The organism is Catenovulum agarivorans DS-2, from assembly GCF_000568405.1.
GTDB classification, from domain to species: domain Bacteria; phylum Pseudomonadota; class Gammaproteobacteria; order Enterobacterales; family Alteromonadaceae; genus Catenovulum; species Catenovulum agarivorans_A.
The window spans coordinates 1-22,263 of sequence record NZ_ARZY01000013.1; the positions used below are offsets into that span (position 1 = coordinate 1).

Genomic DNA, 22,263 nt, shown 5'->3' on the forward strand with positions numbered 1-22,263 from the left:
GATTATCGCTATTTATATTGATTTAGCTCTAACTAACCTGCTATAACTTGGCGGAAATAACCTGCCTTGTATAACGCATAGTTGCAATAAAGACTCTTTCCAATGGAAAAAAGTTCAGTTTACTTTTGATTCTGTTCGCTAAACCAACCCATTTTATTTTCTGAATAATCACGCGGAAGCTCTTCAGAATGACTGTCGATTTTTGTTTTATTCGCACTTTCAACTGCCTGGCTTTGCGCCATGATAGCTGCAGTATCATCACCAAAAAATGGTACAAACTCTTTGTGTTCTTTTTGCGTAGCAGCTAATTTGGAAAACTGCTGTTGTGACTCGTTAGCGGCTTGGGTTGCTTGCTGAGCGATTTGTTGCATAGCTTGATTTACTGAAGCCAAATAGCTATCAACATCTTGTTTAAAAGACTCTTGCGCTTTTACGTGCTCAGCTAATTCCTCTGATAGTTTATGTGTTTTACCTGAAATTTGTGGGATAAAGCGCACGGCTATCAAACCTGTCGCCATACCAGCAATGAAAATTATAATGTCTATTAACCAAGTCATGATGAATTACCTCAAAAAAAATATTAGCATTAGCACTTTATCGTTAAATATACTTGTGTTTTGCCTGTTATGACTAGCCCGATTTTACAATATAAACAAGATTTATCCTCTGGAAAGTTGCTCCCAGACGACGCGCAAGCAAACGCAATCGAGCATTTAGATACATTACACCATCAATTGGTTGAATATTTAGCGTCAAACCCATCATGGCGAACCTCTCTTAAATATCTGTTTAAGAAGCCGAAAATTCAAGCGCCAAAAGGTCTTTATTTTTGGGGCGGTGTTGGGCGCGGCAAAACATACATGATGGATTTGTTTTATCACTCGTTACCAACAGAGCAAAAAATGCGTGTGCACTTCCATCGTTTTATGCACAGAGTACACAATGAGCTCAAATTATTGGGTGGCCAATCAGACCCATTAATCACCTTAGCAGACAAACTCGCCAAAGAAGCCAAAGTGATCTGTTTTGACGAGTTTTTTGTTTCCGATATTACTGATGCCATGATCCTTGCTGGGCTAATTCAAGCTTTATTTGAACATGGTGTGGTATTGGTTGCGACTTCAAATATCGAACCTCAGGGCCTATACCGAAACGGTTTGCAACGACAAAGATTTTTACCTGCGATTGATTTAATTGAAAAAAATTGTCTGGTCTTGAATGTCGATAGTGGGGTTGATTACCGGTTGCGGACTTTAACCCAGGCTGAGATTTATCATTCACCTTGTGACAAAAACGCTTTGGCGAATTTAGACAGCTATTTTAGCAAAATGGCCATTGGTGATATCTCGACTGACGATTTTATTCAAATTGAAAATCGTAAAATTGCAGTGCATAAACTTGCACAAGATTTGGTTTGGTTTGACTTTAGAGCTATATGTGATGGGCCGCGAAGCCAAAATGACTATATTGAACTAAGCCAATGTTTTCACACTGTATTATTAAGTAATGTTGAGCAAATGGGTCATGGCACTGACGATATTGCACGCCGATTTATTGCGTTAGTTGATGAATTTTATGAACGTAATGTCAAGCTGATCATCGCTGCGCAAGTACCGATGGAACAACTTTACACTCAGGGCTTGTTAAGTTTTGAATTTAAACGCTGCTTAAGCCGTTTACAAGAAATGCAATCAACTGAGTTTTTGGCTAAACCACATTTAGCCTAACTGATTTACTAAAAATGCAATTAATAGGTGATCTTTTTTTAACCGTCCTATATAATGCGCGCCTCCCAAACCCGGTAAGGCACGAAAAAGGGCCTTTGTTCAAATTCTCGAAGGGGTCTTTGACATAAACTAGGGGAGGCATACTGCCTCAAAAATGTGGAATTTTTTGTATTTAGGTCAAATTCGAAATGAAAACTTTCTCTGCAAAGCCTGAATCTGTAAAGCGCGACTGGTTTGTAGTTGACGCTGACGGTAAAACTTTAGGTCGTATAGCTACTGAGATCGCGCGTCGTTTACGCGGTAAACATAAACCAGAATATACTCCTCACGTAGATACTGGTGATTACATTGTTGTTATCAATGCTGAAAAAGTAGCGGTAACTGGTGCTAAGCGTAGTGACAAAGTGTATTACTCACACTCTGGTTTCCCAGGTGGATTAAAATCAATTACTTTTGACAAGTTAATTGAGAAAAAACCAGAAATGATCATCGAAAGCGCTGTAAAAGGTATGCTTCCGAAAGGTCCATTAGGCCGTGCAATGGCGCGTAAACTTAAAGTATACGCAGGTGCTGAGCACAACCATCAAGCGCAACAACCGCAAACTTTGGACATCTAATTCGGAGACATTACTATGGCAGACTCTCAATACTATGGTACTGGTCGTCGTAAGAGCTCAACCGCTCGTGTATTTATAAGACCAGGCACAGGTAACATCACTATCAACAAACGTTCTATCGAAGAATACTTCGGCCGTGAAACTTCACGTATGGTTGTTCGTCAACCTTTAGAATTAGTTGAAATGACTGAAAAATTCGATTTGTACGTAACCGTTGCTGGCGGTGGTAACACTGGTCAAGCTGGTGCTATCCGTCACGGTATCTCTCGTGCATTGATGGAATTTGATGAATCATTACGTCCTGCATTACGCCAAGCTGGTTTTGTTACCCGTGATGCGCGTCGTGTTGAACGTAAGAAAGTTGGTCTTAAGAAAGCGCGTAAGCGTCCACAATTCTCAAAACGTTAATTCGTTTTATATACCAACTTTTGCAAAAACCCGGCTTTGTCCGGGTTTTTTTATAAGTTTAAAAAATTTATTCAAGGTCAAATTTGTCTGTTGTTGGAAAGATCACAGGCTAATTCGGCAGTGCGAAATTGACTATAAATTAAGCCTACATGAGCGCATACGAACTAATTGCAAAATATATTGGTTATTTTGGGGCTTTTTCCGTGATTTCCTTGTCAGTTATACGGTTTTTTTTATATCATTCGCATTATTTTATTTCTGCCCCTAGCTGTGGGTGATTTTTGCTGTTTTTTCAGCCAAGTACTATGCTAGGACAGTCAATTTTTTAAATCTAGTCTCGGAGAAGATTGAATGAGTAATGCGCCTGTTGATAACGGTCGCCGTCGCTTCTTAACCGTCGCAACTTCGGTTGTTGGTGGGGTGGGTGCTGTCGGAGCAGCTGTGCCTTTCATCGCGTCTTGGAATCCGAGTGCAAAAGCCAAAGCGGCTGGTGCACCGGTAGAAGTAAACGTGAGTAAACTCCAACCTGGTCAAATGTTAAGAGTTGAGTGGCGTGGTAAACCTGTGTGGGTGGTCAAACGTACTGATGAAATGTTAGCACAATTAGCTAAACATGAAGGTCAGTTGCGTGACGCTGCGTCAGAAAACGAACAACAACCTCAATATGCTACAAACCAACATCGCTCAATCAAGCCTGAGTATTTTGTTGCAGTTGGTATTTGTACCCACTTAGGTTGTTCACCGCAATATTTGGCTGATAGTTTTTCGGCTCAAGTAGAAGGTGTACCATCGGGCTTCTTCTGTCCTTGTCATGGGTCTAAGTTTGATATGGCTGGTCGTGTATTCCAAAGTGTACCGGCACCATTAAACTTGGTTATTCCACCTCATAAGTACTTAGACGAGAATACTATTCTTGTCGGTGACGACTCGGGAGCTGCATAATCATGTGGAAAAATTTACTCGATTGGATTGAATATCGCATTCCAATGATGCGTGTTGCAAATATGCACGCACTACAATATCCAGCACCGAAAAACATGAACTTCTGGTATGTTTTCGGTTTTATCGCAACAGTTGTATTAGTTAACCAAATTGTTACTGGTATTTGGTTAACCATGAACTACGTACCAAGCGCAGAAGGCGCATTCGCTTCTGTTGAATATATTATGCGTGACGTCGACTACGGTTGGATTTTGCGTTATATGCATTCTACCGGGGCATCGGCATTCTTCGTGGTTGTGTATTTACACATGTTCCGCGGCATGATGTACGGTTCTTACCAAAAACCACGCGAGTTATTGTGGTTATTCGGTATGTTCATATACTTAGCACTTATGGCTGAAGCTTTTATGGGGTACTTGTTACCTTGGGGCCAAATGTCATACTGGGGCGCACAGGTAATTATTTCTCTATTTGGTGCGATTCCTGTTATTGGTGACGACTTAACTTTATGGATCCGTGGTGACTATGTAATCTCAGGCGCAACATTGAATCGTTTCTTTGCGTTGCACGTAATTGCACTGCCATTGGTTATTGTTATCTTAGTGTTCTTGCACATTGTTGCATTGCATGAGGTGGGTTCCAACAATCCGCAAGGTATCAACATTAAGCATCCTAAAGGCTCTTTGAAAGAAGAAGAGAAAACTAAATACCAAATTCACGAGTATTACACAGACAAATACGACATTATTGATGACGTAGTACCCTTCTTCCCACATATTGTGTTGAAAGATTTAGTTGCCTTTACAGTTTTCTGTGCCGCTTGTGCTTATGTTATTTTCTTCAACCCAGAAATGGGCGGGCTATTTATTGAGCCACCTAACTTTGAACCAGCTAACCCATTAAAAACACCTGAGCATATTGCCCCTGTTTGGTATTTCACACCTTTCTATGCAATTTTACGTGCGGTTCCTGATAAATTATTAGGTGTCATCGCTATGTTTGGTGCAATTGCTATGTTAGCGGCTCTACCTTGGGTTGACCGTTGTAAAGTACGTTCAATTAAATACCGTAGTGGTTTACACAAATTGAACTTAACGGTATTTGCAATTGTATTCGTATTGTTAGGTTGGTTAGGTTTAAAACCTGCAACTCCTACTTTTACTTTGATGTCACAAATTAGCACCTTGCTTTATTTTGGCTTCTTTGGCTTCTTGTGGTTGTACAGTAAAAACGAAAAAACTAAACCATTACCAGCGAGAATATCGAAATGAAGAAATTATTAATTGCTTTAGTTGCTTTAATTCCGAGTTTAGCTATCGCTGCAGGTGGTGGTTATTCACATCCGTTAGAAAAAGCAAAAATTGATTTAGAAGATAAAGCGTCATTGCAACGTGGTGCTGCTTTGTTTACTAACTATTGTTTAGGTTGTCACCAAATGCAGTTCCATAGATATAATCGTTCTGCGCAAGATTTGGGTATTCCTGAAGAATTAGTTAAAGAAAACTTAATTTTTGGCGATCAAAAAGTCGGCGAGCAAATGACTAACGCTATGCCTGCAAAAGAATCTGCAAAATGGTTTGGTAAACAACCACCTGATTTAACTTTGATTGCACGTTTGCGTAGCCCAGATTGGATCTACACTTATTTGAAATCTTTCTATATTGATGAAAGTAAAACTTTTGGTGTAAACAATGCTGTGTTTAAAGATGTAGGTATGCCACATGTGCTTGAACCATTACAGGGTACACAAACTGCAGAGTTTGTGTACACAGAAGTACATGGCGAAAAAACTTTATCAGGCATTAAGTTAACCCAAAAAACAGAAGGCTCTATGACACCTGAAGAGTTTGACCAAGCAATGCATGACTTGGTTAACTTTTTAGAATATGTTGGCGAACCTTCAAAACTTGAGTCTCATAAAATTGGTACTTGGGTATTAGTATTCTTAGCTGTCTTCTTTGTATTTATTTACTTGTTGAAGAAAGAATACTGGCGTGATGTGCACTAATTGTTAGTTCAGTTTACGCAATAATTTGCAGTATTTATGATGGGGGCTTGGCCCCCATTTGCCGTATCTAGTAACGTGGAATCATTCACGTTAATTTAGGCTTAAAAGCCGAATTGTTTGTTACCTTGGAGGATATTTCATGGCTGTAGCTGCCAATAAACGTTCTGTAATGATGCTTTATGCTGATGCCACTTCATTACACAGTCACCAAGTCCGCATTGTGTTGGCTGAAAAGGGAATTAGTGTTGAAATTAAACTACTTGATCCAAATAACAAACCAGAGGAATTATTTGAATTAAATCCTTATGGCACAATTCCAACTTTGTTAGATCGAGAACTCGTTTTATATCAATCTAACATTATTATGGAATATTTAGATGAGCGTTTCCCTCATCCACCTTTGATGCCAGTTTATCCTGTAGCTCGTGGTTCAAGCCGTCTAATGATGCACCGCATAGAAAATGATTGGTACAAACTTGTTGAGCAGGTTGAGAACGGTTCAGCTGAAGAAGCGAGTGCTGCGCGTGCTGAATTACGTGAAAGCATTTTAGCGATTGCGCCAATTTTCCAAGAAACGCCATACTTTATGAGCGAAGAATTTAGCTTGGTTGATTGTGTTTTAGCACCACTTTTATGGCGCTTACCTAAGCTGGGCATTGAGCTTATCGGCCAAGGTAGCAAAGAAGTTAAAGAGTATATGAACCGTGTATTTGAGCGCGAATCATTCCAAGCTTCTTTAACTGATGATGAAAGAGAAATGCGAGGCGCATAATGAATCCAACTGGCACCCAAACATCAATGTCGCCGTGTAAACCTTATTTGGTTAGAGCGATACATGATTGGATTGAAGATAACGGATGTACCCCTTACTTATTGGTGGATGCTGAGTTTCCAGGTGTGCAAGTGCCATTTGAATATGTTAAAGATGGTCAAATTGTCTTAAATATTTCGTCTGGTGCCACAGGTGCTTTGTCGATTGGTGATGATAGCATTGAGTTTAATGCTAGGTTTGGTGGTTCGCCACGTCATGTCAGTGTGCCTATTGCTGCCGTGTTGTATATTTATGCACGTGAGAATGGTGAGGGCATGCCATTTGCGCCAGAGCCTAAACCTGATTACGCTCAGCAGCCTTCTGAACCAGAGTTGACGACCATTGATGGTAGCCAGCCTGACGATGCTCCGGTTGAGACCGTGGCTGACGACTCTGCTGATAAGTCAAAAAAATCGGCTAAAGTGAGTCATTTAAAAGTGATTAAATAGGCGATTTGACTCTCGAGTCGCCTTTTTTATTCTTCGCTGCTTGTTTTGTGCAATTTTCGGAAATTCATAGGGCATAACTCTCTAGAAATTTTCTAAAAACACTGTAAATCCGTCCCTGGAAGCTCCCAAACGTCATGCCAGACGTTTGAAATTTTAGAAAATCAGTATTCGAGTTGGCAAAACTAAGCATCGGAGGTGCTAAATGTCGACATCAATATACAGAATAGCTAACGAGCAGCAATTTCGAATTAGGAAATGCTAGAGCAATAACTTAGAGCAAAATTTCTTTTTCAGGGATGAAAAAGCGAAGCGTACATGGAAGTATTCACAGCGGTTTTGCGATAGTTATGCTCTAGTAATTCCCACATGTTGCAAATAACTAGCAGCGAATAGTCGCTGGGGAAGTGCTCGAAACGTTTTTGTGAGCAATACCCATTTGTCTTCTGACTATATTGCGAAAATCAGCCAGCGCTAGGGCAAGTACGCGAGTGGGTTAGTTATGTTCGGATAGAAAATTTGCACTATCCGGCAATCCAGATAGTGCAAAAACATCAACAACTAGTTTGCAACAGTAAGAACAAACACAGCAGCAGATTGCGCTGGAACTATTACAGTTAGCTGACCACTAGAACTAGCGCCAGCATCCGCTAAATCACTTAACTCGTCAGTATAAACAGCATTATCATGAGTCACATCAACTGTGACACTTTCATCTCCATCACTATAGTTAATTAAAATGACTGCTTCGGTTCCAGTGCCCGTTCTAACTAATTTAAGCACCTCGTCACCGCCACTGCTTTGTACATTTAGTATACCTGTCGCAATTACCGAATGGTCATTTCTAACTTGATATAAGTCACGGTAGTAATTTAATAATGAATCAGCATTCGCCAATTGCGCGGTTACATTGTTGCTTGCAACATTGCTAGATAAATCTCTAAATGGCGTGCCAGTGGTAAATCCGGCATTGTTAGTATCGTCAGTCCAACTCATTGGGGTACGAATACTCCAATCACCGGATAAATTATCCGCTGCGGCCAAACCAATTTCTTCACCGTAATAAGTGAAAGGATTAGATGAAGCTAATAAGTAAGTGGCTGCCGCCAATTTGTATTGTGCAACATTGCCTGATAATTGATTCCATACACGATCACCTGCAAAGAAATCATGGTTGGCTAGAATCATCGGCATTTGGTCGGTATTCGACGCAGCTAACTCAGTTAATAATTCATCCCAAACCACACCGGTATCTACCATGCCAAGAATGGCGTGGCCCGCACTAAAGTTAAATGCACGACCACAGGAATTGTCGTTGGCAAATGCCGCATACCCAGAAGGTGATTCACAAACGATATATCTATTGTCGTAAGACTCGATGGTGTCTTTCATGGTTTTCATAATCACATGGTTTTCAGGCTGATCTTCTAAAGCGTCTTTGCCGTTCTCAACCAACACACCAACGGCATCGAAACGGAAACCGTCCACGCCCATATTTAACCAAAACTTAAGATTATTTTGATGAAAAGCAATTACATCAGGATTGGTTAAGTCGAAATCAGGCATGCTGTCGGCAAATGCTGCATAATAAGCACCGCCCGGGCTTGAACGCCATGGATCACCACCCCAAATATTCCAACCTAATGGTTTGTCAGCTTGAATAATATACCAATCACGCTTGTCATTATTGGCAGACGACATTGCATCAGCGAATAGCGGGTTTTGATTACTTGAGTGATTAATTACATAATCTAAAATAATTGCCATATCTCGATTATGCGCTTCAGCTAACAACGCCTTGAAGTCATCTAGTGAGCCGTAGTCACTTTCAATTTTGCGATAATCAGTTGTCGCATAACCATGATCATTGTCAGAGCTTTCCATCATAGGCATTAACCAAATGGCGTCAATGCCATTGTCTTTTAGATAATCTAACCGGCTGATTAAACCTTGAATGTCACCTACGCCATCACCATCTGAATCTTGATAAGCGCGTACATAAATTTGTGCAAACTGCGCGCTATCTACCCAACCATCTGCTAGAGCTGAGCTTGTATCTGTCGTTGTGACATCAGATAAATCTAAGTTAGCAGATTGATTACCCAAGTTCTGTAACAGTGAATTGTAGGCTGCACGAGCATCTGTTTCATTGTTATAAATAGTTGCTGTGTCTTGCACTATCCAAATGTCAGTGCCAAAACTGTTCGCTACAATTGATAGATCGCTATCCGTGCTCTTCACATCACCAAAGTGCATTATAAAATTAAAAGCGCTATTGGCATCTTCAATAGGCACCTGCCAAATTGCATAATCATCTTTTAGCTCGGCATATGGACGCGGCGCTTGCCAAGTGGTAGCAATTGAAGGGTCAATCGCATCCCCCCAAATATGCAATCCCCAACCAGAATAACTTTCACTGCTATGTAAATAATGAATATTTAATGTACCAGCTTGGCCTAAACCAGATTCATCAGGCAAAGGGTCAACAATTTTTAGCATTTGCATTTGTGCACTGCCATCATCTTGATAACTGACACCAATTCGATAAAGTGCATCTTCTTCAAAAGTAATTGAACCGTTATCTGGGTTGCCACCACAAGTGAGATCAACTGGTGCTGTATTGGCGCTAAGCGCAAAACCACCGCAGTTAACTGCCGACCAATCTTCGCTGGCAACTTTGACCATCTGTTGAGCAAATGTGCCATCGAACTCAATTACATAAATGCCATCATGCAAGGTGAATGGGTTAGTTGTGTCCCAGTCATCATTAAAACCACGTAAATAAAGAGCAGCTGGGGCAGTTGCGCTGGCTGCTAAGGTAAATTGTGGAGCTGGTTGACTAATGGTTATATTTAACGTTTGTTCGCTAGAAAATTCGCCATCATCGGCAGTGAATTTAATTTGATACTGCCCAGATTCGCTATAGGTTAAGGTGGTTTTTCCCGTATAAGCGCAATCAGTAATTGCAATTGGATTACTGCTATCACCCGCGTCGATTTCACAGGTTAAATTATCTTGCTCAGCATCTGAAATTGTCCAATTGAGCTCTATTGATAAGCCTTGTTCTACCGTTGCACTATCAAGCATATCAACAGTTGGGGCTGTATTAGCTGGAGTTGGCGTAGGAGTTGGAGTTGGCGTAGGCGTAGGAGTCGGACTTGGTGCTGGAGTAGGTTCTTCAGGGGGGTCAATGTCGACTTTAGTGTCTTTACAAGCGGATAAACTCATCGTCAGTACTAAAACAGAGCTTATCGCTATACAGCTTTTGGATAATTTGAACATGGGTCAATCTCGTTTTGTGTGCATGGTGTTAATAAAATGTCAAAAGTCAGTCTAGCTGCTTCTAATTAGAAAATCGCTATGCATACGTATGTAGCGGTTACATCGTGCTTGTACATTTTTAAACATTTAAACCCACTGTAAATTTGCACTTGTTTGTTATAATGCGCGCCGATTAGTCAGGAGAGCATACTTAATGTCATTTCAGCCCGCCGAGCACAGAATTCAACGCAACCCAATCCAAGTGATGTGTGATGTGATCTTTGCGTTATTTTTACGCGAGCTGAAAACCCGCTTTGGCACTTATCGACTAGGTGTTTTTTGGGCACTGGCGGAACCAATTGCCCATGTAATTATCTTTTCAATTATATTTGGTGTGCGCGCGCGTGAAGGGTTTGGGGGCGTTGAAACGCCAATATTTATTTACACTGGAATCATGCCATTTTTACTATTTCAAAACTTATTTACCAAATGCAAAAGTGCTTGTTCAGCAAATAGAGGCCTATTCCATTATCGCTATGTTAAACCAATTAATACCTATTGCGCGCGAACCTTATTGGAAATAGGGATCTTTTTATTTACTTCAATAAGTTTATTTGCGCTGTTTTGGTGGGCGGGTTACCAAGTGGCTATTTACGATATTTTGAGCTGTTTAATGATAGTGATGTTATTAACTGTCTTTGCAACATCATTTGGCATGATAGCTTCTTTTGCGGTTGAGTTTTTCCCCGAGAGCGACAAATTTTTAGCTATTTTAATGAAGCCTATGATGTTTATTTCAGGGATATTTTTCACTTTAGACATGATCCCTGAAAAATATCATGTGTACTTAATTTGGAACCCAGTGCTACATGCAGTCGAGCTATTTCGAGCCGGCTTTATCGAAAACTTTACTTCAGAACATGCTAGCTTATGGTATTTGTTTTGTTGCGCTTTGGTGAGTTTGTTTATTGCACTGCGTTTATACCGCTCACATTGGACAAGGATGATAGCAACATGATTGAGTTGGAAAAAGTTACCAAATACTACCTAACTAAGCTAGGCAAAAAATATGTGTTACGAGATGTCACCTTTACTATACCCGAAGGGCGTGACGTTGCGATACTCGGGCCTAATGGCGCGGGTAAATCGACATTATTGCGTTTATTGGGCGGGATAGACTTTCCCAACAAAGGGGAAATACGCTCAAATAAACGTATTTCATGGCCGCTTGCGTTAGCTTCAGGTTTTCAAGGCAGCATGACAGGACGAGAAAACGTCGAATTTGTTTGCCGTGTATATGGCAATAAACGCATTGCAAAAACCTGTGACTTTGTAAAAGACTTCTCTGAAATTGGTGACTATTTTGAGCTGCCGATTAAAACCTACTCGTCTGGCATGAAATCTCGCTTGGCGTTCGCTTTAAGCATGGCATTTGACTTTGAACTGTATTTAATTGATGAAATAACCTCGGTTGGCGATGCGTCATTTCGTAAAAAGTGCGCTGAGTCTATGGCAGAAAAGCGCAAAAATGCCAACGTGGTTATGGTGTCGCATGACATGTCGACCCTACGAAAACAATGCGATATGTCGATAGTATTGCAAAATAAACAACTGTATTTATTTGACAATGTTGAAGATGGCATTCAACAGTATCAAAGTTAAATATTACCTTTTTACTACAAATGTATAAATAAATTGATATAATCTTGCGCTTTTATGACTGGAACTGAATTTAGTGGTACTTTAATGGCACGGAAGTTAAAAAAGTTATTCCGTTCGCCCAAAGCCTTTTTGATAGACTCAATTGGCTTTAGGTTGGCAAAGGAAGGGGCAGATACATCATCAAAAATGGTGTTGTCTTTCCATTATGTTGCATGGCTTGTAGTGCCTGTTGTGGCATTGGCGATTTACTTGTTTGTAATCGCTAGTGACCAATATGAGTCTACCGCTACTTTAGTGATAAAAACCTCTGACGAGCCAAACCTTGCAGCTGGAGCATCTTTGCCTTTGTTGGGGATTGACGGTGGCCAGTCAAAAGATGCCTACCTAATTCAAAAGCACATTTTGTCGAAAGACATGCTTAAACATTTACAGCAAAATGTTCAATTAAGAGCGCACTTTAGCCAAACAAATGCCGACTGGGTAAGCCGATTATCGGCGGATGCAACCTTCGAAGATTTTTACCAATATTACTTAGACAAAGTGAATGTTGAATTTGATGATATTTCAGGGTTGATTAGTTTATCGGTTCGCACTTTTGAGGCCGACTATTCATACCTAGTTATCAACGAAATTATTCAACATGCCGAAGCGTTTATAAACCAATTAGGCCATCAAATAGCGTTGGAAGAAGTTGCTTTTGTTGAAAAAGAATTAAATCGCTCGCATGAAAACTTGTCTGACTTAACCGCTAAATTGACTCAATTTCAAAATAAACAACAAGTGTTCAGTACTGAACAACAAAGTACTGCGGTTTTGGGGAGCATTGCTGAACTTAATTCATTAATGATCAGCAAGAAAACCGAGGTAGAAGCATTATTAAGTTATATGAACCCAACCGCCGCCGAAGTGGTCACTTTACAAAACCAAATTAAAGCAATTGAAACACAAATAACTGAGCAACAAAGCAAACTTATTAGTGATTCAGACACAGCACTAAACGAGTTGGATATTCAATACCGCAACTTAAAAATGCAAATAGACTTTGCTGCAGACGTATATAAAGCTGCGTTACTCGGATTAGAAACCACCCGAGCCGAAGTACATAAAAAACTTAAACATTTGTTGGTGGTAGAGCACGCGACAGTAGCAGACGAAGCACTCTACCCCAGACGTTTTTATTGGTTTGTTACCCTAACCGTACTATTGGCAATGATGTACGGCATATTGGTAATGGTACTGGCAACCGTAAAAGAGCATAAAGAAGACTGATGAAAAAACATTTAATACTTTTCGCGCTATTGTTTTTACCTTTTACGACAATTGCACAAATTCAACAATCGCAGCAAACCCCAGTGTATGGTGATTGGTTGTTTAATGGCGACTTTGCTAACCAGTCTTTTAACGGTTTTAACCCAGACTATCAATTAGCGATAGGAGATAAAGTTCGTGTGCAAATTTGGGGGGGCACTAGCCTAGACGCCATTTTTGAAATAGATAAACAAGGCAACATTTTTATTCCTAAAGTTGGGCCTGTGCAGGTGAGTGGGGTTAAAAATAGCCAGCTAAACCAAGTAGTAGTTAACCGAGTAAAGCAGGTTTTTCAAAGTAATGTGCATATTTATGCAACGTTAGAAAGCGCCCAACCGGTAAAAGTATATGTCACCGGCCATGTTATGCAGCCTGGCTTATATGCAGGCTTGTCGTCTGACTCTATATTGTATTTTTTAGATAAAGCCAAAGGTATACACCCAACATCAGGTAGTTACTTAGATATTCGACTAATTAGAAGTGGCCAAGCGATTGAAACTTTTAATTTATACACCTTTTTAACCCAAGGTTTAATGACCCCGCATCAAATTCGCGACGGTGACACCATATTTGTAAGCCCACGTAAAAAACACGTCGCGGTAGACGGCTTAGTCGCCAAAGCAAGCGCAATAGAGTTTGCGCAAACGCAAACAAACCTAGCTTATATAAAACAAATGGTTAAACCACAACCAACTGTTACGCACGTACGAATTTACCGCAACTCAGGTACAGAGCAATTTGTAGACTACCATGCAATTGATGAAGCTGACCAAGCTCCGTTATACAGTGGTGACAAGGTGGTATTTGTGTCAGACCAAAAAGCACGCTCAATTAGTGTAAGAGTAGAAGGTGAACACGAAAGTGAGCGCGAATACGTACTGCCACATGGCTCAACCTTAGCAGAATTGATTAGCCAAATAGAGCTAAACAATTTATCTGATTTATCGGGTATTCAACTGTTTAGAGACAGTGTAAGAGCACGACAAAAAGAAATGTTGCAGTCGTCTTTACAATCGCTTGAATCTAGCGTTTTGACTGCACGCTCAGACACTGCCGAAGCCGCTGCTTTAAGAGCAAAAGAAGCTGAACTGATTTTGCAATGGGTTGAACGTGCCAAAAATATACAACCGCGCGGTCAAGTTATTTTGACAAATACAGACGTATTCAACGACATTCACCTAGAGCAAGGTGATATTATCCGCATCCCGAGCAAATCGTCACTGGTATTGGTACATGGTGAAGTGGTATTTCCGAGCGCAATTACCCATGAAGCTGACTCCACTGTGATTGACTATATAAACTCAGCTGGTGGTTACACCCAGAGTGAAGATTCAACTTACGTGATTGTTATGCATAAAAACGGTCAGTTTGAAAAGTATTTAGCTGAAGACACCAGCAAACTTAAACGCGCTAAAATTGTTGGCGGTGATGAAATATTCATATTGCCTAAAGTGGACACTAAGTACCTGCAATTTAGCAAAGATATAACACAAATTATTTACCAGATCGCAGTAAGTGCTGCGGTTGTATTGGGGATGTAAAAGTAAGAAGTAATCTATATGTCGATGTTTTCTAATTTCAGTAAGAAAAAATTTAATAAACTTATTCGTAATCCTAAATTATTTTTTTTGGATTTATTATTTAAGCGTTTGTACTTTTTGCCAAATAGATTTTACGTTGCGAAAAGTGTGGCTGGTAAGAACAAATTTAGTATTATTTCAGCTGCATATAATGTTGAGAAATATTTAGATGATTATTTCAAGAGCATAACCAAGCAAACGTTAGATAGTAAAAATATCGAAATCATTATTATCGATGACGGATCTACTGATAAAACACCTGATATTGTAAAGCAATGGCAGAAAAAATACCCACTGAACATTCAATATGTTAGGAAAGAAAACGGAGGTCAAGCTTCAGCTCGTAATAAAGGGATTCAGTATGCAAGGCATGAATGGGTAACCTATATTGACCCTGATGATTTTTTGCGTCCAAATTACTTTGAGGAAATAGACAAGGCTATAACAAACGCAAAAGAAGACATAGCCTTAGTTTCAAGTAACACTATCTTTTATAATGAAAGAAATAAAAGTTTTGTCAATAGTCACCCTTTACGTTATAGATTTGAAAAAGGAAACTGGATCGTCAATCCTTTTAAAAATCGAAAAGCGATACAATTTTCTGCATCAACAGCTTTTTTTAGAAAGGAAGATATCTTAAAGTTCAATATTGAATTCAATTCCTCTGTCAAACCTAATTTTGAAGATGGCAAATTTGTCTGTGATTATTTGCTAAATTCAAGCTGTAAGAACATCATGTTTTTACCAAAAGCTGTTTATTATTACCGAAAAAGAAAAGATGAATCATCAACTCTTGATTCGGTGTGGAGACAAGAAGCTAAATATACTAGCTTGCCGAAACTTGGATACTTGAGTGTTTTGGAGGAATATCGTAGTGCGCTAGGTTATGTCCCTCTATTTATTCAATGGACTGTTCTCTATGATTTCACTTGGTACTTAAAATATCTAATAAACCGGGATGAACGGGTTAATTTTTTGTCCAAAAATGACAAGGCGCTTTTTATTAGGCAATACCAAAGTATATTTACGTACATCGGTAAAAAAGAGATCCTTGACTTCAACTTAGCCGGATGTTGGTTTTTCCATAAAGTTGGGATGTTATCTTTGTTTAAGTGCAGTGAGCCACAACAACAAATCATTTATGTGGAAGAACTTGAACAAGACAAACAGTTAGTTAAGTTGCGTTATTTTTGTAAATCAGAAATGCTCGAGAGGTTTGAAGTTGATGGTGTGCCAATATCTCCAGCCTATCAAAAAATAATTTCCCACAAGTTGCTAAATGAAGTCTTTATTCATGAAAAAATTGTTTGGTTACCAGTTGGTGGTGGGGAAGAATTACAAATATTTTTAGACGACCAAATTTCGCGTATATCATTTAACGGAGAGCAAGTTGTTAAGTTGTTATTTAGTTATGTTCGCGATACTTTTGGAGCTAGGACATACATAGTCCATCATTCATTGTCGGCTGTGATTTTAAAACGTATAGCAAAGCTAAGCTATTTTTCTTCTAAATATCATGATTCTTGGCTGTTCTTGGATAGAGACACGCAAGCTGATGATAATGCAGAGCATTTATATCGCTATGTAAGCAAAAATGAAAAGCAGATAAATGCTTATTTTATATTGAGGCGAAAATCACATGACTGGGGGCGCTTGAAGAATGAGGGGTTTAAACTAATTGCATTTGGATCTTTACATCACAAGGTAGCTTTACTCAATTGCCAGCATTTAATTTCTTCACATGCAGATAATTATGTCGTTAATTATTTAAACCGACGGTTATATGGGGATGCGTTAAAATATAAATTGACTTTTCTACAACATGGCTTATCTGTTCATGATATGTCACGGTGGTTTAATACCAAAAAATTTGATTGCGTTGTGTCTTCTTCACCACAAGAATACCAAGCTTTGATTGGAGATGGTGGACAGTATCAATTAACACAAAAAGAAGTCGTTCTATCTGGCTTTCCTAGGCATGATAAACTTTTAGAATACGGTTCGAAGGGAGATAAAACCATTGTGGTTATGCCGACATGGCGAGAGTATTTAGTTGGTCGTACTAAAGGAAAATCAAACTCCCGCGTTGTAAAAGACGATTTTATGGACAGCACATATGCTAAATCTTGGCGGTCTTTTCTGGTTAGTGCCCAATTGCGTGAGTTAATAGAAAAACATAAATACAGGGTTATCTTTTTTCCTCACGCTAATATACAGCCTTACTTACGCGAATTTGATATACCAAAAAACATAGAAGTTCTAAGCCATTCGGAAATAGGTATTCAAGAGCTATTTAAAATTTCAACTGTTCTTATTACAGACTATTCATCAGTTGCATATGAAATGGCTTTGATGAGAAAGCCTGTATTGTATTACCAGTTCGACTATGATGAATTTTATTCCGGAAGTCATGTTTGTAAAAAAGGTTTTTTCGACTACGTTGATGATGGGTTTGGAGCTGTGTCATACGATGAAGAAACTTTAGTAAATGAATTGTCCTTGGTTTTAGACAATAATGGAGTACCAACCAAAAAATACTATGATCGTATGGTTAAACTCTTGCCGTTGGTGGATGGTAACAATTGCTCTCGTACATTTGAAGCAATACGCTCTGTTGCTTCATAAGCTAGCGTTGCGGCATAGAAATTTATAGTTCTCGATATGAAGTCTAGAGTGTTTTACAAGTTTTTTACTTCGCCGTACTTGTTTTTTGCTGATTCAAAAAACAAGTATGTAAGATACCTTGCGCTCAATATTTTCCGTTCCTTGCTCGATAGCAGGGAATTGAAGTTTTTTATGGCTGGCTATTTTGAAGCTAGCCAGTTTATGTTATTGAGGCAGTTTAAGTGGATTCGAAAAGGACTCTGGTTGATAAAAAAAAGGTACTTTTATCAACACCTAAAAAAATTAGACATGCCTTTAGTCTCTATCATTATGCCTAACTTTAATGGTGCTTCTACTCTAAAGCTTTCGATTGATAGTTTATTGAAGCAGACTTACCAGCACATAGAAATAATAATCATTGATGACAATAGTAATGATAGCAGTTGGGACATACTGAGCGAGTACTCAAATAACCCTAAGATTTGCATAATTAGAAACAAGTGGAATAAGGGAGCTGCATACAGTAGAAATCATGGAATTGTAAAAGCTAGAGGCCAATATGTAACATTTCAAGATTCTGATGATGTGGCTTTACCAGATCGTATTGCCAAGCAACTTTATCCACTGATTACAAATAAAAAAAAGGTTTTCTCATTTTGTAATCTTTGCCGCGTAAGTGAGGATAATTCAATATATGAAATCAACGGTAGAGTTGTATCAAAAGCTATCGTTAGTATGATGTTTGAAAGAGAAAAAGTAATATCTGAGATTGGCTTTTTCATGGTTTTACGAAGGAGTGAAGACACTGAGTATTTTGAGCGCCTGATTAGCTTTTATGGCGCTTCCGCTGCCTCCTATATTTTTGAAGTGCTATATTTTGCTAAGCTTCGAGTTAATTCACTGACCTTTTCCGATGGTGATTATCGTCAGGTTGGGCCTGTAAAAATAGAGCATCAAGTTTCAGCGAAGACTAAGGCTGATCTGGACAAGTTTAGACGGTTTCATACCCAAATAGAGTTAGGGGTGTTGTCTCCCTACATTTCATTTCGCGCATAAACTCAAAAAGCTTACTTACATGATATTACTTACATCATTTGGTTTATTTAAAAAAAGGAATAATATTCAGTGTTTTTGTGCCACTGAATCTTTAGAAACAGGGCTACTACTAATAGTTTGGGGGCTAAAGAAGCGAAGCGCATTAAGTAATTTGGTAATTAGAGCGCTTAGCTCTGAGGTGCCAACACTTAGACTGGAAGACGGCTTTATCGGCTATCTAAATCACCCAACAGCTAAGTCTAATTTATTGTCATTGTCGGTAGACACCACTGGTATCTACTACGATGCAACTAACCCGTCTGATATGGAAGCCTATATCGCTGCGGGTATTCCACAGCAGTTTAGTGCTAGGTTAAATTTGTCGAATGACGAGTTTGTTAGTAATCGCGCGCAGCAAAACTTGCCTGAGCGCGTTAAGGCATTTCGCCAAAGTTTAATCGACAATCAAATCACTAAATACAATCTATGTGGGCAAGTGGAGCAAGCGCCGCAGTTGGCTGAAAATGCAGTTTTAGTGATTGACCAAACCTTTGGTGATTTGTCGGTTGAATATAGTTATGCCAGCGCTGATTCATTTAAACAAATGCTGCAAGCAGCGATAGCTGAAAATCCAACTGCAACCATTTATGTAAAAGCGCATCCAGACGTTTTACTAGGCAAAAAAACAGGCTTTATTAAGCCTGAATGGACAAACTGCAATAGAGTGCAGTTTATATATCAGGCGTGTAACCCAATTGCACTTATTCAACAGGTGAGCAAGGTGTATACCGTTTGTTCGCAAATGGGCTTTGAAGCACTACTCAACAATAAACCCGTTGTTACCTTTGGTGCGCCTTTTTATGCAGGCTGGGGGTTAACGGATGATCGTGGGCACATTCCACAGCGTCGCCAACAATTAAAAGCTGAACGCCAAAGTGTTAGTATTGACGATTTAGTTTACGCTGCTTATTTTTGTTATGTGCGTTATGTTAACCCGCTTACGCAACAGCGTTGCGATCCTGAAGATATTGTTGAGTTTATTCAACTACAAAAAACAGCCCTGCAATTTAATACAATATATTGCTGTAATTTTAGTTTGTGGAAAAAGGCGTTTTTGCCTTACTTTTTGCGTAAATATGCTAAGAAAGTTGTATTTGTTACCACTAATCAGCTTAAAAAAATTAAACCTCAACAGAATGATGCTTTATTGCTGTGGGGCGCAAAAGCCGTTCCAGAACATGCGCCAGTTGTGCTTAAAAATAATCTCTTACGTATTGAAGATGGTTTTATTCGTTCAGTTGGTTTAGGTGCTGATTTACGCAGGCCTTCTTCATTGGTAGTCGACAATCAAGGTATTTATTTTAACCCGCAGCATTCCAGTCGGCTTGAAGATATATTGCAAAACAAGTGTTTTAGCCCTATAGAGCTTGAGCGTGCTGATAAGTTAATTCAACTACTTAATCAGAGCAAAGTCTCAAAATATAATGTGGAAGACTCAGCTAATTGTGCCATCTCACCTAAGGCAGGACAGAAAATTGTTTTAGTGGTTGGCCAAGTAGAAGATGACGCCTCCATTCAAACAGGTTGCCCTGATATTTCCACCAACTTGGGGTTGTTGCAACAAGTGCGCAAGCTAAGGCCTGATGATTATATTATTTATAAACCTCATCCTGATGTGCTAACTGGGAATCGGGTTGGCAATATTGCCAAAGACACGGTAAACACACTTGCAGATATTCAAATTGAACAAGCTTCAATTATTCAGTTAATAGAACAATGTGACGAGCTGCATACGCTGTCTTCACTTTCTGGTTTTGAAGCGTTGCTACGTGGCAAGCAGGTTTATTGTTATGGCTTACCTTTTTATGCTGGTTGGGGGTTAACGTGCGATGCTTTAACGATTAGTCGACGTAATCGCAATTTATCGTTAGCCGAATTAGTGCACGCAACTTTAATTGACTACCCAGATTACATTGATTGGCAGTCAGGTTTTTATACCAAACCTGAACTTATTGTGCAGCAGTTTGCTGGTAAAAGCGAAAAACTTGCCGCTCAGTCACAAATTAATACATTTTTATTACGGAAATGGCGTAAAATACGCTTTGTTTTTGAAGCATTATTAGTTAACCGCTTCGGTTAATTGTAGTACCTCGTTAAGGGAATCATTGCACAGTATGAGCAATATTTTGTTTTTACAAGGACCATTAGGGCCGTTTTTTGGCAAGTTAGCCAAACATTTGTCTAAATTAGGCAATACCACTTATAAAATAAATTTTAATGGCGGGGATGCAATATTCTCAAATGCCGATCATGTGTTTAATTATCGCGGCAGTTTAAAAAGCTGGCAGCGTTATCTTTCAATGTTTGTCCGCCGTAATAACATTCATGCAATTGTCGTTTATGGAGATTGCCGCAGCTACCATTCAATCGCCAAAGAAATATGTAATACATTTAATATTGAGTTTTGGGCTTTTGAAGAAGGTTATGTGCGCCCTAATCACATTACTCTTGAAAAAGGTGGGGTCAACGCAAACTCACCATTAAATATTTCGACTGTTGCCCATGCTCAGGCTACGCTCGCGCAAACGCATGAGCTGGCTAGAATACCAGAGCATTCATTTGGTCAAACTTTTTTCCATCGCCTATTTTATGGGGTGAGTTATTATTGCGCAAGAGGAATGAGTCGCATCTGGTTGTACAATGATGGCCATCATAGAGAATACACTAACTTAGACGAGCTAAGGTACTGGGCATTTTCAATTTATCGCAAATGGAAATATAAATTATTACAAAGCAATTTAGACAAATGGATTGTTGATAATTGGGCGAATCAATACTTTTTTGTGCCTTTGCAAGTACATTGTGATAGTCAAATTCATTCGCATTCTGACTATCAAGACGTCAAAGAGTTTATTCGCCGCGTGATGGTATCGTTTGCTAAACACGCACCAAAAGATAAAAAATTAGTATTTAAGCACCATCCTATGGATAGGGGATTTCGCCACTATGGCAAGTTAATTAGACGAATTGCTGCTAAGTTAGATATTCAACAGCGAGTAGTATATGGCCATGAACTCCATTTGCCGACCATGCTGAAAAACTGTTGTGGTACTGTGACTATTAATAGTACGGTTGGTTTGTCATCGTTACACCACTCTAAACCAACAAAAGTAATGGGGCGGGCAAACTATAATGTTGAAGGTTTAACTAGCCAGTACCCACTGAACTTTTTTTGGGAGTCACCATGCCCACCCAACCCAAGGTTTTTTGCTAAATTTAAACAGGCGTTAAAAGCGCATACACAAATTAATGGTAGTTTTTACCGCGACATCGACTTAACCTGTCAAAATATTGTGGAGTTTTTAACAAATAAACAGGTTAAAGTAGCGGACTATAAACAACTTAATCTGCGCGATGGTGCAGAAGGTCCTCATTTTCTTGACGACTTTGATGAATTTGAATCTATTAACGGTTAGCAAATATGACAAACACCAGCCAAATTGAATACCCATTTTATCAGCAAGTCGCCAAAGACTTAGTATTGTTTACCATTATGGATGAGCAAGGTATTCCAACCCCGCAAGGTGAAGATGGCCAAGCGGCTATGCCTTTTTGGTCGAGCGAAGAAAAAGCGCTCGCTTTTATTCAAGCTAATAGTGGTTACCAAAACTTCAAACCATACAAAATTGACTACGAAGTTTTTAAAGATAAATGGTTTGAAGGTTTAGTTCAGGACGATTTATTAGTTGGTTTAGATTGGTTAGATGCAACTGAAAATGCCTGTGTTACTGAAGTTGAAATTTTGGTACGCGAAGTGCAAAACGTTATTAAAAGCCAGCCTTTGAAGAAGTAGC

General features: G+C 39.3%; 19 protein-coding genes. 17 read left to right on the forward strand and 2 right to left on the reverse strand.

Features of this window, described 5'->3' with window-relative positions:
• Nucleotides 1-119 precede the first annotated feature (119 nt).
• Nucleotides 120-557, reverse strand: a complete 438-nt coding sequence (locus tag DS2_RS08340; RefSeq protein ID WP_035014278.1) for a ZapG family protein — start codon at nt 555-557, stop codon at nt 120-122.
• Between the two features lie 69 nt (nt 558-626).
• Between DS2_RS08340 and zapE the strand changes: the two genes are divergently transcribed.
• The 8 genes from zapE to DS2_RS08380 all read left to right on the forward strand — a co-directional run bounded on the left by zapE (nt 627) and on the right by DS2_RS08380 (nt 6,962).
• The gene (zapE, locus tag DS2_RS08345) at nt 627-1,727 is read left to right on the forward strand and encodes a cell division protein ZapE (RefSeq protein ID WP_035014279.1); all 1,101 of its coding nucleotides are present in this window, start codon (nt 627-629) and stop codon (nt 1,725-1,727) included.
• Nucleotides 1,728-1,915: 188 nt separating this feature from the next.
• A complete protein-coding gene (gene rplM, locus DS2_RS08350; RefSeq protein WP_016954474.1) occupies nt 1,916-2,344 on the forward strand; it encodes a 50S ribosomal protein L13 in 429 nt (142 codons plus the stop codon).
• Nucleotides 2,345-2,359: 15 nt separating this feature from the next.
• Complete coding sequence (gene rpsI, locus DS2_RS08355) at nt 2,360-2,752, forward strand: 30S ribosomal protein S9 (RefSeq protein WP_035014280.1); 393 nt, start codon at nt 2,360-2,362, stop codon at nt 2,750-2,752.
• A 351-nt stretch (nt 2,753-3,103) separates the two neighbouring features.
• Nucleotides 3,104-3,694 (forward strand): ubiquinol-cytochrome c reductase iron-sulfur subunit, encoded by a 591-nt coding sequence (gene petA / locus DS2_RS08360; protein ID WP_035014281.1) that lies wholly within the window; start codon nt 3,104-3,106, stop codon nt 3,692-3,694.
• Nucleotides 3,695-3,696: 2 nt separating this feature from the next.
• Entirely contained in the window at nt 3,697-4,965 is a 1,269-nt protein-coding gene (locus DS2_RS08365) for a cytochrome b (RefSeq protein ID WP_035014282.1), read from the forward strand.
• Nucleotides 4,962-5,702 carry a cytochrome c1 gene (locus DS2_RS08370; protein ID WP_035014283.1) on the forward strand — a complete coding sequence of 247 codons (741 nt, stop codon included), beginning with the start codon at nt 4,962-4,964 and terminating at the stop codon, nt 5,700-5,702. The genes DS2_RS08365 and DS2_RS08370 overlap by 4 nt, the downstream gene beginning before the upstream one ends.
• A 139-nt stretch (nt 5,703-5,841) precedes the next feature.
• Nucleotides 5,842-6,474, forward strand: a complete 633-nt coding sequence (gene sspA / locus DS2_RS08375; protein WP_035014284.1) for a stringent starvation protein SspA — start codon at nt 5,842-5,844, stop codon at nt 6,472-6,474.
• Nucleotides 6,474-6,962, forward strand: a complete 489-nt coding sequence (locus tag DS2_RS08380) for a ClpXP protease specificity-enhancing factor (RefSeq protein ID WP_035014285.1) — start codon at nt 6,474-6,476, stop codon at nt 6,960-6,962. Before sspA ends, DS2_RS08380 begins: the two co-directional genes overlap by 1 nt.
• Before the next feature lie 558 nt (nt 6,963-7,520).
• Here DS2_RS08380 and DS2_RS08385 read toward each other — a convergent pair.
• Entirely contained in the window at nt 7,521-10,187 is a 2,667-nt protein-coding gene (locus DS2_RS08385; RefSeq protein WP_235188567.1) for an alpha-amylase family glycosyl hydrolase, read from the reverse strand.
• Nucleotides 10,188-10,434: 247 nt separating this feature from the next.
• Between DS2_RS08385 and DS2_RS08390 the strand changes: the two genes are divergently transcribed.
• The 9 genes from DS2_RS08390 (at nt 10,435) to DS2_RS08430 (ending at nt 22,262) form a co-directional block, all read left to right on the forward strand.
• Nucleotides 10,435-11,238, forward strand: a complete 804-nt coding sequence (locus tag DS2_RS08390) for an ABC transporter permease (protein WP_051479734.1) — start codon at nt 10,435-10,437, stop codon at nt 11,236-11,238.
• The gene (locus DS2_RS08395) at nt 11,235-11,882 is read left to right on the forward strand and encodes an ABC transporter ATP-binding protein (protein ID WP_035014287.1); all 648 of its coding nucleotides are present in this window, start codon (nt 11,235-11,237) and stop codon (nt 11,880-11,882) included. The genes DS2_RS08390 and DS2_RS08395 overlap by 4 nt, the downstream gene beginning before the upstream one ends.
• 84 nt (nt 11,883-11,966) lie before the next feature.
• Nucleotides 11,967-13,151, forward strand: coding sequence for a sugar transporter (locus DS2_RS08400; protein WP_152537575.1), 1,185 nt, complete (start codon nt 11,967-11,969; stop codon nt 13,149-13,151).
• The gene (locus DS2_RS08405) at nt 13,151-14,731 is read left to right on the forward strand and encodes a polysaccharide biosynthesis/export family protein (RefSeq protein ID WP_035014288.1); all 1,581 of its coding nucleotides are present in this window, start codon (nt 13,151-13,153) and stop codon (nt 14,729-14,731) included. Before DS2_RS08400 ends, DS2_RS08405 begins: the two co-directional genes overlap by 1 nt.
• A gap of 18 nt (nt 14,732-14,749) precedes the next feature.
• On the forward strand, nt 14,750-17,395 hold the full coding sequence (locus DS2_RS08410) for a bifunctional glycosyltransferase/CDP-glycerol:glycerophosphate glycerophosphotransferase (protein ID WP_051479736.1): 2,646 nt from the start codon (nt 14,750-14,752) through the stop codon (nt 17,393-17,395).
• A 171-nt stretch (nt 17,396-17,566) separates the two neighbouring features.
• Nucleotides 17,567-18,430 (forward strand): glycosyltransferase family 2 protein, encoded by an 864-nt coding sequence (locus DS2_RS08415; RefSeq protein ID WP_160168551.1) that lies wholly within the window; start codon nt 17,567-17,569, stop codon nt 18,428-18,430.
• Between the two features lie 19 nt (nt 18,431-18,449).
• Complete coding sequence (locus DS2_RS08420; RefSeq protein WP_051479737.1) at nt 18,450-20,549, forward strand: capsular polysaccharide biosynthesis protein; 2,100 nt, start codon at nt 18,450-18,452, stop codon at nt 20,547-20,549.
• 34 nt (nt 20,550-20,583) lie between these two features.
• A complete protein-coding gene (locus DS2_RS08425) occupies nt 20,584-21,885 on the forward strand; it encodes a capsule biosynthesis protein (protein WP_051479738.1) in 1,302 nt (433 codons plus the stop codon).
• A 5-nt stretch (nt 21,886-21,890) separates the two neighbouring features.
• The gene (locus tag DS2_RS08430) at nt 21,891-22,262 is read left to right on the forward strand and encodes a DUF2750 domain-containing protein (RefSeq protein ID WP_035014290.1); all 372 of its coding nucleotides are present in this window, start codon (nt 21,891-21,893) and stop codon (nt 22,260-22,262) included.
• Nucleotide 22,263 lies beyond the last annotated feature (1 nt).

Excerpts from the sequence above, each read along its gene's own strand:
- DS2_RS08340 (WP_035014278.1), bottom strand. The coding sequence starts at position 557 with ATGACTTGGTTAATAGACATTATAATTTTCATTGCTGGTATGGCGACA.
- zapE (WP_035014279.1), top strand. The coding sequence starts at position 627 with ATGACTAGCCCGATTTTACAATATAAACAAGATTTATCCTCTGGAAAG.
- rplM (WP_016954474.1), top strand. The coding sequence starts at position 1,916 with ATGAAAACTTTCTCTGCAAAGCCTGAATCTGTAAAGCGCGACTGGTTT.
- rpsI (WP_035014280.1), top strand. The coding sequence starts at position 2,360 with ATGGCAGACTCTCAATACTATGGTACTGGTCGTCGTAAGAGCTCAACC.
- petA (WP_035014281.1), top strand. The coding sequence starts at position 3,104 with ATGAGTAATGCGCCTGTTGATAACGGTCGCCGTCGCTTCTTAACCGTC.
- DS2_RS08365 (WP_035014282.1), top strand. The coding sequence starts at position 3,697 with ATGTGGAAAAATTTACTCGATTGGATTGAATATCGCATTCCAATGATG.
- DS2_RS08370 (WP_035014283.1), top strand. The coding sequence starts at position 4,962 with ATGAAGAAATTATTAATTGCTTTAGTTGCTTTAATTCCGAGTTTAGCT.
- sspA (WP_035014284.1), top strand. The coding sequence starts at position 5,842 with ATGGCTGTAGCTGCCAATAAACGTTCTGTAATGATGCTTTATGCTGAT.
- DS2_RS08380 (WP_035014285.1), top strand. The coding sequence starts at position 6,474 with ATGAATCCAACTGGCACCCAAACATCAATGTCGCCGTGTAAACCTTAT.
- DS2_RS08385 (WP_235188567.1), bottom strand. The coding sequence starts at position 10,187 with ATGAGTTTATCCGCTTGTAAAGACACTAAAGTCGACATTGACCCCCCT.
- DS2_RS08390 (WP_051479734.1), top strand. The coding sequence starts at position 10,435 with ATGTCATTTCAGCCCGCCGAGCACAGAATTCAACGCAACCCAATCCAA.
- DS2_RS08395 (WP_035014287.1), top strand. The coding sequence starts at position 11,235 with ATGATTGAGTTGGAAAAAGTTACCAAATACTACCTAACTAAGCTAGGC.
- DS2_RS08400 (WP_152537575.1), top strand. The coding sequence starts at position 11,967 with ATGGCACGGAAGTTAAAAAAGTTATTCCGTTCGCCCAAAGCCTTTTTG.
- DS2_RS08405 (WP_035014288.1), top strand. The coding sequence starts at position 13,151 with ATGAAAAAACATTTAATACTTTTCGCGCTATTGTTTTTACCTTTTACG.
- DS2_RS08410 (WP_051479736.1), top strand. The coding sequence starts at position 14,750 with ATGTCGATGTTTTCTAATTTCAGTAAGAAAAAATTTAATAAACTTATT.
- DS2_RS08415 (WP_160168551.1), top strand. The coding sequence starts at position 17,567 with ATGGCTGGCTATTTTGAAGCTAGCCAGTTTATGTTATTGAGGCAGTTT.
- DS2_RS08420 (WP_051479737.1), top strand. The coding sequence starts at position 18,450 with ATGATATTACTTACATCATTTGGTTTATTTAAAAAAAGGAATAATATT.
- DS2_RS08425 (WP_051479738.1), top strand. The coding sequence starts at position 20,584 with ATGAGCAATATTTTGTTTTTACAAGGACCATTAGGGCCGTTTTTTGGC.
- DS2_RS08430 (WP_035014290.1), top strand. The coding sequence starts at position 21,891 with ATGACAAACACCAGCCAAATTGAATACCCATTTTATCAGCAAGTCGCC.